Annotated in this window: 13 protein-coding genes; 10 read left to right on the top strand and 3 right to left on the bottom strand. The window is 70.7% G+C overall.

Annotated features, from left to right (window positions below):
• The 4 genes from DPQ65_RS14100 to DPQ65_RS14085 form a co-directional block, all read left to right on the top strand.
• The coding region (locus DPQ65_RS14100; RefSeq protein ID WP_162802257.1) for an electron transfer flavoprotein subunit alpha/FixB family protein at window positions 1–761 on the top strand (761 nt) is incomplete at its 5' end.
• Window positions 762–972: 211 nt separating this feature from the next.
• On the top strand, window positions 973–2,187 hold the full coding sequence (locus tag DPQ65_RS14095; protein WP_114907991.1) for a cysteine desulfurase family protein: 1,215 nt from the start codon (window positions 973–975) through the stop codon (window positions 2,185–2,187).
• Entirely contained in the window at window positions 2,187–3,293 is a 1,107-nt protein-coding gene (gene mnmA / locus DPQ65_RS14090; RefSeq protein WP_114907990.1) for a tRNA 2-thiouridine(34) synthase MnmA, read from the top strand. Before DPQ65_RS14095 ends, mnmA begins: the two co-directional genes overlap by 1 nt.
• 2 nt (window positions 3,294–3,295) lie before the next feature.
• Window positions 3,296–3,982 carry a DUF1345 domain-containing protein gene (locus DPQ65_RS14085; protein WP_114907989.1) on the top strand — a complete coding sequence of 229 codons (687 nt, stop codon included), beginning with the start codon at window positions 3,296–3,298 and terminating at the stop codon, window positions 3,980–3,982.
• A gap of 20 nt (window positions 3,983–4,002) precedes the next feature.
• On the opposite strand, the gene DPQ65_RS14080 is transcribed toward DPQ65_RS14085, so the two are convergent.
• On the bottom strand, window positions 4,003–4,956 hold the full coding sequence (locus tag DPQ65_RS14080; RefSeq protein WP_114907988.1) for a LacI family DNA-binding transcriptional regulator: 954 nt from the start codon (window positions 4,954–4,956) through the stop codon (window positions 4,003–4,005).
• A gap of 140 nt (window positions 4,957–5,096) precedes the next feature.
• Here DPQ65_RS14080 and DPQ65_RS14075 point away from each other — a divergent pair, with 140 nt between their 5' ends.
• Genes DPQ65_RS14075 through DPQ65_RS14055 form a run of 5 tightly spaced genes read left to right on the top strand, consistent with a single transcriptional unit; the run spans window position 5,097 to window position 9,943 of the window.
• A complete protein-coding gene (locus DPQ65_RS14075) occupies window positions 5,097–5,918 on the top strand; it encodes an ABC transporter permease (RefSeq protein WP_114907987.1) in 822 nt (273 codons plus the stop codon).
• Entirely contained in the window at window positions 5,915–6,712 is a 798-nt protein-coding gene (locus DPQ65_RS14070) for an ABC transporter permease (protein WP_114907986.1), read from the top strand. The genes DPQ65_RS14075 and DPQ65_RS14070 overlap by 4 nt, the downstream gene beginning before the upstream one ends.
• A complete protein-coding gene (locus DPQ65_RS14065; RefSeq protein ID WP_114907985.1) occupies window positions 6,709–7,746 on the top strand; it encodes an ABC transporter ATP-binding protein in 1,038 nt (345 codons plus the stop codon). The genes DPQ65_RS14070 and DPQ65_RS14065 overlap by 4 nt, the downstream gene beginning before the upstream one ends.
• Window positions 7,747–7,778: 32 nt before the next feature.
• Window positions 7,779–8,855: an extracellular solute-binding protein gene (locus DPQ65_RS14060; protein WP_114907984.1), complete on the top strand. Its 1,077-nt coding sequence runs from the start codon at window positions 7,779–7,781 to the stop codon at window positions 8,853–8,855.
• A gap of 2 nt (window positions 8,856–8,857) precedes the next feature.
• Entirely contained in the window at window positions 8,858–9,943 is a 1,086-nt protein-coding gene (locus DPQ65_RS14055) for an adenosine deaminase family protein (protein WP_238146871.1), read from the top strand.
• A 17-nt stretch (window positions 9,944–9,960) separates the two neighbouring features.
• On the opposite strand, the gene DPQ65_RS14050 is transcribed toward DPQ65_RS14055, so the two are convergent.
• Together DPQ65_RS14050 and DPQ65_RS14045 are read right to left on the bottom strand one after the other, a co-directional pair.
• Complete coding sequence (locus tag DPQ65_RS14050) at window positions 9,961–10,572, bottom strand: DUF5701 family protein (RefSeq protein WP_202863144.1); 612 nt, start codon at window positions 10,570–10,572, stop codon at window positions 9,961–9,963.
• 18 nt (window positions 10,573–10,590) lie between these two features.
• On the bottom strand, window positions 10,591–10,815 hold the full coding sequence (locus tag DPQ65_RS14045) for a hypothetical protein (protein WP_202863147.1): 225 nt from the start codon (window positions 10,813–10,815) through the stop codon (window positions 10,591–10,593).
• Between the two features lie 152 nt (window positions 10,816–10,967).
• On the opposite strand from DPQ65_RS14045, the gene DPQ65_RS14040 reads away from it, so the two are divergent.
• Entirely contained in the window at window positions 10,968–12,467 is a 1,500-nt protein-coding gene (locus DPQ65_RS14040; protein WP_238146870.1) for a multicopper oxidase family protein, read from the top strand.
• Window positions 12,468–12,498: the final 31 nt, after the last annotated feature.

The following is a 12,498-nucleotide window of genomic DNA, read 5'->3' as shown; positions in this document are numbered from 1 at the left end:
ACCTGGTTGCCCCGACCGCCGAGGTCCTGGCCCAGCTCGTGGCCCAGGCGAGCCCCGCTGCTGTCCTGCTCCCCTCGAGCCCGGAGGGCAAGGAGACCGCGGCACGCCTGGCGATCAAGACCGAGTCCGGCCTGATCACCGACGCCGTTGACGTCCAGCCCGGTGACGGGGGCGGGGTGCGCACGGTGCAGTCCGTCTTCGCCGGCAGCTACACCGTGACGTCCGCCGCGGCCAAGGGCTCCCCGGTCGTGACGGTCAAGCCCAACTCGATCCCGGTCCAGGAGGCGTCCGGTGCGGCGGCCGACGAGGTCGTGACCGTCAGCCTGTCCGAGGCGGCGACCGCGGCCCGGATCGTGGACCGCACGGAGAAGGCTGCCTCGGGTCGTCCGCAGCTGACCGAGGCCGCGATCGTGGTCTCCGGTGGCCGCGGCACCGGCGGCGACTTCAACCCGGTCGAGGCGTTCGCCGACTCCCTCGGTGCCGCGGTCGGCGCCTCCCGCGCCGCGGTGGATGCCGGGTGGTATCCGCACGCCAACCAGGTCGGTCAGACCGGTGTCCAGGTCTCCCCGCAGCTCTACGTCGCCGCAGGCATCTCCGGGGCGATCCAGCACCGCGCCGGTATGCAGACCTCCAAGACGATCGTCGCGATCAACAAGGACCCCGAGGCTCCGATCTTCGAGCTGGTCGACTTCGGCATTGTCGGCGACCTGTTCACGGTGCTCCCGCAGGCCACCGAGGAGGTCCAGACCCGCAAGGGCTGACCGCCACAGACACACGGATCGGCCCCGGCGCGCACCTGAGCGCCGGGGCCGGCGTGTGTGCAGAGGGCCGTATGCCGAGTGGTCGCCAGGGTGCACAGGGCCCCGGTCCGAACCTCCCCAAGAATGGTTGCCTGGCGGTCCGAACCTCCCCAAAATTGGTGATCTGGTGGTCCGAACCTCCCTCAAATTTGGGGGAGGCGGGCCCGGTGGGATGATAGGGGGCGTGTCCGATGCCCCCGCCTACCTCGACCACGCCGCGACGACCTCGGCCCTACCCGAGGTCATTGAGGCCGTGGTGGAGCAGATGGGGCGTCTGGGCAACGCCAGCTCGCTGCACGGCTCGGGGCGCGACGCCCGGCGGGTCGTCGAGGAGTCGCGCGAGTCCATCGCCAGTGACCTGGGGGTCCGCCCCTCGGAGGTGATCTTCACCTCCGGGGGCACCGAGTCGGACAACATGGCGGTCAAGGGCACTTGGTTCCACCATTTCGAGAACGGCACCGGGCGCGACCTGCTCATCGTCAGCTCCATCGAGCACCACGCCGTGCTCGACCCCGTCGAGCACCTGGTGCTGGAGCACGAGGCCGAGGTCGCCTGGCTGGAGCCCGACGGCCTCGGACGGATCACGTCGCAGGCCCTGGCGGCGGCCCTGGACGAGCACGCCGACCGGGCCGCGCTGGTCAGCGTGATGTGGGCCAACAACGAGGTCGGCACCGTGCAGCCGGTGGCGGAGCTGGCCAGCCTCGCCAGGAAGCATGGGGTGCCCTTCCACACCGACGCCGTGCAGGCGCTGGGACAGCTCCCGCTGACGCTCGGCGATGTCGGCGCGGATCTGGTCTCCCTCAGCGGGCACAAGATCGGCGGCCCGATGGGTGTGGGGGTGCTGGTGGCCGGTCGCGACCAGAGTCCCGTCCCGCTCACCCACGGCGGTGGCCAGGAGCGGCAGCTGCGCAGCGGCACCCTGGACACGCCCGCGATCGCCGGGCTGGCTGTCGCGGTCCGGATGGCCGTGGCCGAGCAGGAGCTCAGCGCCAAGACCATGGTTGGCCTACGCGACCGCCTGATCCAGGGTGCGCTCGACCTGGACCCCACCATCGAGGTGAGCGGCCCCTGGGAGCCCGGTGACGGCACCCGACGCCTGCCCGCCAACGCCCACCTGCGCGTCCCCGGCTGCGACGGGGACTCCCTGCTCTACCTGCTCGACGCCGCCGGTGTGCAGTGCTCGACCGGCTCGGCCTGCCAGGCCGGCGTGCCGCAGCCCAGCCACGTGCTCCTCGCGATGGGGGTCGAGGAGACCGACGCCCGCGGGTCGTTGCGCCTGACCCTGGGTCGCACCTCCACCGACGCCGACGTGGACGCCCTCCTCGCCGCGCTGCCCGGCGCCATCGACCGGGCTCGCCGGGCGCGGGGCGCGACCGGGAGGTCATGATGCGCGTCGTCGCCGCGATGAGCGGCGGGGTGGACTCCGCCGTCGCCGCGTCCCGGATGCTCGAGGCCGGGCACGAGGTGGTCGGCGTCCACCTCGCGCTGAGCCAGTCGGCCGCCACCCTGCGCGAGAGCGCCCGGGGCTGCTGCACGATCGAGGACGCCGGCGACGCCCGGCGGGTGGCGGACAGGCTGGGCATCCCGTTCTACGTCTGGGACATGGCGGAGCGGTTCAAGCAGGACGTGGTCGAGGACTTCGTGGCCGAGTACGCTGCCGGCCGCACCCCCAACCCGTGCCTGCGCTGCAACGAGAAGATCAAGTTCTCCGCGCTCCTGGACAAGGCCCTCGCCCTGGGCTTCGACGCGGTCGCCACCGGTCACTACGCCCAGATCCACGAGGCTGCCGATCCTGCTGCGCCGCACGGGATCCGGCGTGAGCTGCACCGGGCAGTGGACATGGCCAAGGACCAGTCCTACGTGCTCGGGGTGCTGGACGCCGAGCAGCTGGAGCGCGCGTTCTTCCCGCTCGGGGACACCACCAAGCCGGACATCCGCGCCGAGGCCGCCGAGCGAGGCTTCTCGGTCGCCAAGAAGCCGGACAGCCACGACATCTGCTTCATCGCCGACGGCGACACCCGAGGTTGGCTCGCCGGCCGGCTGGGCGAGCAGAAGGGCGAGATCGTCGACACCGAGGGCACCGTCCTGGGTGAGCACGGAGGGTCGTTCGGCTACACCGTGGGCCAGCGGCGGGGGCTCGGCCTGAAGGTCCCCGCGGCCGACGGCGCCAAGCGCTATGTCGTCGAGACGCGTCCGGAGTCCAACCAGGTCGTCGTGGGCACCGCGGAGCTGCTCGGTTTCGACGAGATCACCGGTGACCACGCCCGGTGGTGCGGTCCGGCCCCGGAAGGCATCGTGTCGGTCGGCGCGCAGGTCCGGGCGCACGGTGAGGAGATCCCGGCGACGGCCTGGGCCGACGGCGACAACGTCGAGGTGCGGCTGGAGCGCCGGATCCGCGGCGTGGCCCCTGGCCAGTCCGTGGTGCTCTACGACGGGACGCGCGTGGTCGGCTCGGCGACCATCGCCGCGACGGGGACGAGCACCAGGCGGTGAGTATGCCGGGGGGCTGGCTGGCCGAGGGCCGGCGCAGCTATGTCGCGATGGCCACGGGGGCGGGGGTCGGTGTGGGGGCAGCCCTGGTGCTGGGCGCCCGCGGGGAGTCGCCCGGCGATCAGCTGGAGATCCTGCTCCTGCTGGTGCTGGCCAGCTACCTGGTGACCTATGTGCTTGGCACGTTCCTGGCCTTCTCCCGGACCTCTCCGGCCCGCTACCTCGGGTGGGCCGAGGCGTCCCGGCCCGGAAACTGGTACAGCCACTACATCCTCGGGACCCACCCCGGCCCCGGCACCGCTCAGGGCGTCAGTGTCATCGCGCTGGCGCTCGGGGTCTTCTGGTACCCCCGGGCCCTGAGCGAGGGACTGTTCCCGCCGGCGGTCGGGGGCCTGCTGGTGGCGGTCATGGTGGTGGGCGCGTGGTCGACGGTGGTGCTGTCCTACAGCGTGGCCTACCTGATGAAGGACGCCCGCTCGGGCTACCACGAGCTGGCCTTCCCCGGGGAGGCCGAGCGTCGCAGTTGGACGGACTACCTGTACTTCAGTGTTGGCATCTCCACCACGTTCGCCGCCAGCGACGTCCAGATCCGGACCCCGCGGATGCGCCGGACCGTCACCGGCCACAGCGTCCTGGCCTTCGGCTTCAACACCGTGATCCTCGCTGCCGTGGTCAGCCTGCTGCTGCGCTGACCGTCCCACCGAGGGCAGGGTCAGGGCTGCGGCCAGCTCACCGGCACCGGCAGCCGCTCCGCTCGCGGGGGGCTGCCAGGACCGTTGATCAGAGCGGCCAGGCGTGACATCGCACGTCGTCCCAGGGCCACGCCATCGACATCGACCATGGGTGTGCCGGGAACACCGACCACCGCCAGACGGCCCTCGTCGTCCGGGTCCAGTCGCCAGGAGGCTCGCCCAGCACGATGCAGATTCAGCAGGAGCCCAAGGCCCAGGTCGGTGGCATAGGGCAGCACCACCGAGGCCTCGAGTGCGAGCACCTGCTCGGTCACCGCGGCCCCCGCCTCGAAGGTGGGCAGCAGGGGACCGAGCGTCTCCAGCTCGACCTCGCTGCGCCCAGCTGCCGTGGCGACGGCCTGCTCTCGCTGGGTGTTCTGCCAGGTCCGGTCCGGGCCACCGATGTAGATCAGGCGGGTGTGGCCCTCCCCGGCCAGCGCGTGGACCAGGCGGGCGAAGGCCGAGGCCGTGTCCGCCGTCACCGAGTCCACCCGGTCCAGCTCCCGGTCGACCAGGATGGTGGGCTTGAGGCCGGCCAGGTGCGCGATGGTGGCGTCCGCCGCGCGCGGGGCCACGATCAGCATTCCGTCCACCTCGCGCGCCAGCCGCTCGAATCGCCGCAGGTCCTCGGCCGACTCCAGGGCATTGACCGCCACGGTCAGCTGCAGGTCGTCCTCGGCCGCTCGGTCCTGGGACCCGCCGATGATCGGTGTGAAGAACGCGTTCGTCAGGGTGGGCACCACGAGGGCGACGATGCCGGAGCGGCCCCGAGCCAGCCCCTGCGCGGCCCGGTTGGGCACGAACCCCAGCTCCACGGTCGCCTCGAGCACCCGCTCGACGGTGGCGGGTGCCACCAGCGTCGGCGTGCTCAGCGCCCGGGACGCCGTCGACTTCGAGACTCCGGCACGCGCCGCGACATCGGACAGGGTGGCCACTGGTCGTTCTCCTCACGATGAGACGGGCTAGACGCCCACACCCGGCGTCTGGTTTAGTATCCCATTGAATGAAACCGGTTGTGGGACCGGTTTCATCTGCAATTGAGACCGCCCACGGACCAGAGTGCAGCGAGGACACGATGCGAGGACGACGGCTAGCGTGGCTGCTGGTCCCTGGCCTCGTGCTGCTCCTGGCGGGCTTCCTGATCCCGTCGGTGATCATGATCTTCGCCCCGCCCGAGACTGCCGCGGCCGAGGTCTTCGCCCGGCTCGGCCAGATGCTGACCGACCCCTACGACTTGGCGATCATCGGCCGCACCCTCGGCCTGGGACTGATCGTCACGATCGCGTGCGTGGTGCTCGGCTTCCCGACGGCTTACCTGCTGGCCCGGTCCAACTCCCGCTGGTCGGGGGTGCTGCTCGCCATCGCGATCTTCCCGCTGCTGCTGTCCAGCGTCGTGCGCACCTTCGGGTGGTTGGTGGTGCTGGGCTCGCAGGGCGCGCTGGCGCAGGCCCTGGTCGCGCTCGGTGTGGTCAGCGAGGCGCCGCAGCTGCTCTACACACCGCTGGCGATCGTGCTCGGCCTGCTGCAGCTGTTCCTGCCCCTGGCGATCGTCGCCTGCTACTCCGCGCTGGCCCAGGTGGACGCCTCCCTCGATGACGCCGCCCGCGGTCTGGGGGCCGGGCGGGCCCGCACCTTCTGGACCATCGTGGTGCCGTTGTCCTGGCCAGGTGTGGTCGTGGCGGCCACCCTCGTGTTCGCAGGGTCGGTCACCGCCTACACCACGCCCTACCTGCTCGGCGGCTCCCGACAGCGGATGCTGTCCACCCAGCTCTACACCTACTCCAGCACCACGATCGACTGGGCCGCGGCCAGCTCGATCGCCATGGTGATGACGGTGCTCGTCTTTGCCGTCTCCGCGATCTCCAGCCTGATCGGGCGGAAGGCGAGGGTGGAATGAGGAGTCGTCGACCGGTCGTGGCCTCGCTCGCGGTGCTCGGCTATGTGGTGATGATCGTGCCGCTGGTGTTCATCGTGATCACCGCCTTCACGTCCGGGTCCACCCTGCGCTTCCCGCCCGAGGGATGGTCGCTGCGCTGGTTCTCCGAGGCCCTGGCCTACAAGCCGTTCATGACCTCGCTCGTCTCCAGCCTGCAGCTGGCGGTGCTGTCGGCGGTCTTCGCGCTGCTGCTCGGGGTGCCCGTGGCGCTGGCGATCCATCGCGGCCGGCTGCCGGGACGGTCCCTGCTGGAGGGTCTGTTCCTCTCACCGCTGATCGTGCCCGAGCTCGTGGTCGGCCTGGCGCTCTACCAGCAGTTCATGATCGGGCTCAACCTGGACAACCTGTCCACCCTGCTGATCGGGCACACCGTGCTGATGTTCCCGTATGCCGTGCGCGTCACCGGAGCCTCGCTGGCGCTGATGGACCCGGCCGTGGAGGACGCGGCCCGTGGTCTGGGCGCCTCCCCGCTGCGCACCTTCTTCACGGTGACGCTGCCCCTGCTGCGCCCCGGGCTCTTCTCCGCAGGGCTGCTCAGCTTCATCACCTCGTTCAACAATGTGCCCCTGTCGCTGCTCCTGCAGAGCCGTGACTTCCGCACCCTGCCCGTGACGATGCTCGACTACGTCCAGCAGAACTACACCCCGATCGTGGCGTCCACGTCGGTGCTCATCCTCGCCGGCACCGTGGTGATCGCCATCATCGCCGAGCGCACCGTGGGGTTCGCCAAGATCTTCGGAGGAATCAACACATGAGCGTGCGCACCACTCAGACCGGGACGCCGGCCGCCCAGTTCCGGGCCGTGACCCAGACGTTCGGTGACTTCACGGCGGTCGACGCCATCGACCTGGACATCCCCGACGGCAAACTGACCACGCTCCTGGGTCCCAGCGGGTGCGGCAAGACCACCAGCCTGCGGATGCTCGCGGGCTACCTGACGCCCACCAGCGGCACCATCACCATCCGCGGCAAGGACAGCACCCGGACTCCGCCGGAGAAGCGCAACCTGGGCATGGTCTTTCAGTCCTATGCCCTGTTCCCGCACATGAGCGTGGCCGACAACGTGGCCTACGGCCTCAAGCTGCGCAAGGTCAACAGCGCCGAGCGGACCCGCCGGGTGACCGAGGCCCTGGAGCTGGTGGGTCTGGGCCACCTGGCCGGCAGCCGCCCCAAGAAGCTCTCCGGAGGTCAGCAGCAACGGGTGGCAGTCGCCCGCGCGATCGCGATCCGCCCCGACCTGCTGCTGCTCGATGAGCCACTGTCCAACTTGGACGCGCGCCTGCGCCTGCAGATGCGCAGCGAGATCCGTCGGATCCAGTCCGAGACCGGCCTGAGCGTGGTGCTGGTGACCCACGACCAGGACGAGGCGCTGGAGATGAGCGACCAGATGGTGCTGATGAAGGATGGTCGGATTCAGCAGCAGGGTGCCCCGCACGAGGTCTTTGCGGCACCGGCCAACCATTTCGTGGCGGAGTTCCTGGGCTATGAGAACTTCATCCCCGACGGGAACGGCGCCGAGCTGACGGTGCGGCCCGAGCACCTGGTCCTCACCCCCGAGGCCTCGCCGGCCGCCACCACCGGGGCAGTGTCCCTGACCGCGACCGTCCTTGACGTCGCCTACCGCGGTGTGGACGTGTTGATCACCGTTGAGGCCGCCACGCCCGGCGGAGAGATGGTGCGCCTGCTCTCCGACACCCGCGCCGCCGGGGCACCCGACCTGCGCCCAGGTGACCGGGTGAGTGTCCAGGCCCCCGATGCGCATCTGGTGCGCCTTCCCCCGAAGTCCTGACCCCTGCCCAACCCCCTCGAAAGGACCATCTGATGTCCACCCTGCACCGCCACCGCCGCTCACTGTCGATCGCCCTGGCCGCGACCACGGCCCTGTCCCTGGCCGCGTGCGGCTCGGACGGCGGTGAGGAGGCTGGCAGCTCCGACACCATCGTGGTGTCCACCTTCCCGTTCGGGGTGGAGGAGTTCACCGAGGCCGTCGTGGACCCGTTCACCGAGGCCACCGGCATCACGGTCGAGCTGGACACCGGCTCCAACGCGGACCGGCTCTCGCGGCTGAAGCTCGAGGGTGAGGACTCCGGCATCGACGTGATGCTCATCTCGGACACCTACGCCGGCATCGCCGACGAGGAGGAGCTGTTCCAGGAGGTCACCGCCGAGGACGTGCCCGCGCTCGGGGACATCGCCGACTTCGCGATCGACGAGGCCTACTCGGGCCCGGCCTACAGCTACCAGCTCAACGGCGTGCTCTACAACACCGACGAGCTGACCGCCGAGGAGGCCGCCTCCTGGGAGCTCTATGCCGACCCGGCCCACAGTGGGCGCGTCGCGCTGCCGGACATCGCCGTCACCGCGGGTCAGCTGACCGTCTCCGGCGTCGCCGCGACCTATGGCTCCGGCCCCTACGACGTGGACACCGCCTTCACCACCATGGCGCAGTGGGCCCCCAACGTGCTGCAGTTCTACTCCTCGACCACCGAGTTCACGAACCTGCTCACCCAGGGCGAGGTGATCGGTGGCGTGGCGCTGAACGGTTTCGCCACCGACCTGATCGCCGCCGGCGAGCCGATCGCCTGGACGCCGCCGGCCGAGGGCCGCTTCATGGCCACCAATCGGGCGATGGTCCCGGTCGGTGCGCCCAACGAGGACGGCGCGCACCAGTTCATCGACTATCTGCTCTCCGTGGAGGCCCAGCAGTCCTCGGCCGAGCTGGTCGGCGACCTGCCGGTGAACCTGGCCGTGGAGCTGCCCGAGGAACTCACCGCCGTCGTCGGTGACGTTGCGGCCGACCCGACCGGCGCGGGCTACGCCACGCTCGACCCGATCGAGATCGTGCCGAACCGGACCGAGTGGGTCGAGCGGTTCGCACGAGAGGTGGTCGGTGGCTGAGCATGGCTGACGAGCTCACCCCCTTCCTGACCGCCCTGCCCAAGGCAGACCTGCACTGCCACCTGCTGGGCACCGTGCGCGCGGACACCTTCGCCGAGCTGGCACGCCGCGAGCAGCTCGACCTGCCGGAGGCGCCCGAGACGATCTTTGCCTCGATCAACTCCCGCCCGCCGGACCCCGAGCTGTATCGCAGCACGCGGATCCCGATGCCCCAGGGCAGGTCGGCCGACGAACCGGTGACCTCCTACTCGCTGTTCCAGGTCTCGGAGTGGGTGCGAGGGGTGCTCCGCGACGCGGATGACCTGACTCGGATCACCTACGAGGCCTTCCAGGCCGCGCACGCTGCGGGCACCTGGCACCTGGAGGTCTCCTTCGACATGATCCCCGAGCACCTGGCGCACCTGGGCTATGCACGCTGGGTGGAGGCACACGCCGAGGGGATCCGGCTGGCCGAGCGGGACTTCGGGATGACCGGCCGGCTGCTGGCCGCCATCGACCGCAGCGGCACGGGGGAGGAGGCTCTGGAGTGGGTGCGCACGGTGACAGCACACCCGCACGACTACGTGGCCGGCATCGGCCTCGACAACCTGGAGACCGCCGGGCCGCCGGAGCGTTTCGCCGACGCCTACCGGCTCGCCGGGCAGGCAGGACTGGGGCGCACCGCGCACACCTCCGAGCACGTCCCCGCAGCGCGCAACGCCGTCACCTGCCTGGACGTGCTCGGGTGCGACCGCCTCGATCACGGCTACTTCGTGCTGGAGGACGACGCAGTCGTGGCGCGGATGCGTGAGGAGCAGGTGGCGTTCACGGTGGCCTCCACCACTTCGCGGAGGTCCTGGCGTCCGTGGCGTAGGGCATCCATCCTGGCGATGCTCGAGGCCGGGCTGAACGTGTTCCCGTGCAGCGATGACCCGGGCATGTTCCCGACCACCGTGCTGGCGGAGTACGGCATCCTGGCCGGGGCCGGGGTGCCAGTTCAGCGGCTCACCGAGATGGCACGAGCCTCGTTCGTGGCGAGCTGGCTCCCCGAGCCGCAGAAGGCCGAGGTGTTGAACCGCTTCGACGCCCTGGTGGGGTCCCTGCGCTGACGTCCTTCGAGGACAGGTCAGGCGGTGCGTGAGCCGACCGAGGCGATGCCCAGCCAGGTGTGCCGGTTGCCCGCCCAGCACCAGCCGACCTTCGGGGCGTTCCTGCGCCCGGCGCCGTCCCGGCCGGTGCCGTTGCTGATCCACAGGGCAGGCACTCGGGCGTCCAGCTTCCCCGGACGGGCGGCCGGCTTGCGGGAGCCGGTGGTCATGAAGCAGTGGTTGCGCTCGATGACGGCGGGCACCTGCAGGGCCCAGGCCAGGCCCTCGCTGACGGTCATCAGGTCGCGGCCGCGGGCCCGGATCTGTGGGTCGACCTCGTCCGGGCTGCGGTTGGCGAACTCGTCGCCGCGCTCGGGGGAGGTCACGGCATACAGGTCCGCGTCGGGCACCTCGACCCCCGGGGCCGGGGCGAACTCGGCCAGGTCCGCGAGGTCCTCCACGACGAACCCCGCGCGGTCAGCGAGCCGCAGCAGGGGTGCCAGCACGACCGCGGCCGTATGCCGAGGGTGCAGCACGAGCAGATCGCCCCGCAGGTCGGGGGGCAGGTCAGGGACGGCAAGGCCGAGGCCGCTCAGCTGCTCGTGCTGGGCGTCCAGGGACGGGAGCGCGGGCAGGGGCGGGACGGTCATGCGAGCTCGTGGGTGCGGTCAGAGCCGCTCGAGCAGGTGGAACGGGCTGACGATGCGGTGCGTGCAGTCGCCGAAGTCCACGGTCACGGCGGCGCTCTCCTGACTGACCACGCGGCCGAGGCCGTGGGACTGGTGCGAGACCCTGTCGTGCAGCTCGAAGTGCTCGATCTCGGGCTCGATCTTCGGTGCGAACGGACTGGTGGCCAGGTGGCTCCGCTGTGTTCCGGATCGGGTTGTCATCATGCCTCAGTATGCGCCATGCACGTCTCCGGGTTCGGGGAGAGCCCTGAGCCGTCCCTGAGCGCGACCCTGAGCTGACCCGCAGAACCGGCCCTTCGGCCTACGCGGCACCACATCGTGGAGGGGACCCGCAGTCCCACCGTCCTGGAGTGATCATGGCCCGCCGCCGCAGTATGTTCTCGATCTTTCGCCGTCTCGTCGTGATCGGCGTGCTGGGGGTCGGGCTCCTGACGGCCGGTGCCCTCGGCATCGCCTGGGTGGCGCTCGGCCCGACCGACACCGTCGGCGAGGTCGACTTCGACACCGAGCTGGTGATCCCGCCCCTGGCCGAATCCACCATCGACGAGCAGGGGCGTCGCGTGTTCGAGCTGACCGCGCAGGAGGGCCACCTGGACCTGGGTGAGGGTGCGGTGGACACGTGGGGTTTCAACGGCGACTACCTCGGGCCGACCCTGCGCGCCGAGCGCGGCGAGGAGGTGCTCGTGCACGTCCGCAACGAGCTGCCCGAGGCGAGCACCGTCCACTGGCACGGCATGCACCTGCCTGCCGCGATGGACGGCGGGCCCCACCAGATGGTCGAGCCCGGTGGCACCTGGGACCCGACGTGGACCATCGACCAGCCGGCCACGACGCTGTGGTACCATCCGCATCCCCACGGCAGGACCCAGGAACACGTAGCCCGAGGGCTGGCCGGGATGTTCATCCTCGACGACCCGGCCGCCCAGGTCGAGCTCCCCTCGGACTACGGCGTCGACGACCTCCCCGTCATCGTCACCGATCCCACGGTCCGCAGGGGTGCGGTGGACGGCGGGCGTGAGTTCGGGGACCGGGTGCTGGTCAACGGCACCGAGGGGCCGTATGCGGAGGTGTCGACCGAGCTGGTCCGGCTGCGGTTGCTCAATGGGTCGCCGATGCGGGTCTACCAGTTCTCCCTCGACGACGGCTCTCCCCTGGTGCAGATCGGCAGCGACGGTGGGCTGCTGCCGGCACCCCACGAGGCGACGTCGGTGCGGTTGTCCCCGGGGGAGCGGGCCGAGGTCCTGGTGCGGCTGGAGCCGGGGGAGACCCGGGTGCTGCGCAGCATCGACCCCGACCTGGGGCAGAACTTCCTCGCGGAGCGGTTCAGCGGTGGGCAGGACCGCTTCGACGTGCTCCAGCTGCGGGCTGCCGACGAGCTGGCGGACTCCCCGGAGCTCCCCGAGGAGCTTGCGCCCGACATCGTGGAGCACGCCGGCGACCCGTCCGCCGTGGACCGGGTCCGGGAGTTCCGGATGAGCGGCCGGCAGATCAACGGTGCGCAGATGCGGATGGACCACGCGGACGAGGTCGTCACGCTGGGCGACACCGAGGTGTGGGAGGTGACCAACCACGGTGGTGAGGTGCACACCTTCCACGTGCACGACGTGCAGTTCCGGGTGCTGTCCGTGGACGGTCGCGAGCCGCCGCCGGAGCTGTCGGGGCTGAAGGACACGATCCTGACCGAGGAGGGCGTCACCTATCGCCTGCTGATGACCTTCACCGACTACGCCGACCCGGCGGTGCCGTACATGTACCACTGCCACCTGCTCAAGCACGAGGACCAGGGGATGATGGGCCAGTTCGTGGTCGTGGAGGAGGGGCAGGAGCCCGCCATCGCCGAGCACGAAGGGCACTGACCCCCTCACCCATTTTTGGGGAGGTTCGGAC

Origin of the sequence: Ornithinimicrobium murale (assembly GCF_003352835.1) — a bacterium.
GTDB lineage: Bacteria > Actinomycetota > Actinomycetes > Actinomycetales > Dermatophilaceae > Ornithinicoccus > Ornithinicoccus muralis.
Note: the sequence above shows the minus strand (reverse complement) of the source record. Positions and strands in the feature narration are given on the sequence as shown.

Coding starts and splice junctions, on each gene's coding strand:
- DPQ65_RS14095 (WP_114907991.1), top strand. CDS start 973: ATGATAGGGGGCGTGTCCGATGCCCCCGCCTACCTCGACCACGCCGCG.
- mnmA (WP_114907990.1), top strand. CDS start 2,187: ATGCGCGTCGTCGCCGCGATGAGCGGCGGGGTGGACTCCGCCGTCGCC.
- DPQ65_RS14085 (WP_114907989.1), top strand. CDS start 3,296: ATGCCGGGGGGCTGGCTGGCCGAGGGCCGGCGCAGCTATGTCGCGATG.
- DPQ65_RS14075 (WP_114907987.1), top strand. CDS start 5,097: ATGCGAGGACGACGGCTAGCGTGGCTGCTGGTCCCTGGCCTCGTGCTG.
- DPQ65_RS14070 (WP_114907986.1), top strand. CDS start 5,915: ATGAGGAGTCGTCGACCGGTCGTGGCCTCGCTCGCGGTGCTCGGCTAT.
- DPQ65_RS14065 (WP_114907985.1), top strand. CDS start 6,709: ATGAGCGTGCGCACCACTCAGACCGGGACGCCGGCCGCCCAGTTCCGG.
- DPQ65_RS14060 (WP_114907984.1), top strand. CDS start 7,779: ATGTCCACCCTGCACCGCCACCGCCGCTCACTGTCGATCGCCCTGGCC.
- DPQ65_RS14055 (WP_238146871.1), top strand. CDS start 8,858: ATGGCTGACGAGCTCACCCCCTTCCTGACCGCCCTGCCCAAGGCAGAC.
- DPQ65_RS14050 (WP_202863144.1), bottom strand. CDS start 10,572: ATGACCGTCCCGCCCCTGCCCGCGCTCCCGTCCCTGGACGCCCAGCAC.
- DPQ65_RS14045 (WP_202863147.1), bottom strand. CDS start 10,815: ATGATGACAACCCGATCCGGAACACAGCGGAGCCACCTGGCCACCAGT.
- DPQ65_RS14040 (WP_238146870.1), top strand. CDS start 10,968: ATGGCCCGCCGCCGCAGTATGTTCTCGATCTTTCGCCGTCTCGTCGTG.